The sequence below is a fragment of the Terrisporobacter petrolearius genome (assembly GCF_020748185.1).
GTDB classification, from domain to species: domain Bacteria; phylum Bacillota; class Clostridia; order Peptostreptococcales; family Peptostreptococcaceae; genus Terrisporobacter; species Terrisporobacter petrolearius.
On sequence record NZ_JAHZMO010000112.1, the window covers coordinates 1 to 575 of the forward strand.

Annotated in this window: 2 protein-coding genes; both read left to right on the top strand. The window is 51.7% G+C overall.

All coding sequences use genetic code 11. The features are described from left to right. On the top strand, nt 1-177 hold the full coding sequence (locus K0040_RS22365) for a hypothetical protein (RefSeq protein WP_500302282.1): 177 nt from the start codon (nt 1-3) through the stop codon (nt 175-177). Between the two features lie 54 nt (nt 178-231). Continuing rightward, nucleotides 232-507: a DNA-directed RNA polymerase subunit omega gene (gene rpoZ, locus K0040_RS22370; RefSeq protein ID WP_228110421.1), complete on the top strand. Its 276-nt coding sequence runs from the start codon at nt 232-234 to the stop codon at nt 505-507. The last annotated feature ends 68 nt before the right edge of the window (nt 508-575 follow it).

Sequence of the window (575 nt, forward strand, 5' to 3'; positions counted from 1 at the left end):
ATGGCGCAAGCTGTTGCAGAAATGAGCCATTACGCCGAATATGATTACCTGATTGTGAATGATGACTTCGATACCGCGTTGACCGATTTGAAGACCATTATTCGCGCCGAACGTCTGCGCATGAGCCGCCAAAAGCAGCGTCATGACGCTTTAATCAGCAAATTGTTGGCAGACTGAACCTGATTTCAGTATCATGCCCAGTCATTTCTTCACCTGTGGAGCTTTTTAAGTATGGCACGCGTAACTGTTCAGGACGCTGTAGAGAAAATTGGTAACCGTTTTGACCTGGTACTGGTCGCCGCGCGTCGCGCTCGTCAGATGCAGGTAGGCGGAAAGGATCCGCTGGTACCGGAAGAAAACGATAAAACCACTGTAATCGCGCTGCGCGAAATCGAAGAAGGTCTGATCAACAACCAGATCCTCGACGTTCGCGAACGCCAGGAACAGCAAGCGCAGGCAGCCGCTGAATTACAAGCCGTTACCGCCATTGCTGCAGGTCGTCCTTAATCACTAACGCGGTCTCCCGTGTTTCTGTTTTCACGCCGTAAATCCCCTCTTCCACCCACCCCCCCCTA

Coding starts and splice junctions, on each gene's coding strand:
- K0040_RS22365 (WP_500302282.1), top strand. CDS start 1: ATGGCGCAAGCTGTTGCAGAAATGAGCCATTACGCCGAATATGATTAC.
- rpoZ (WP_228110421.1), top strand. CDS start 232: ATGGCACGCGTAACTGTTCAGGACGCTGTAGAGAAAATTGGTAACCGT.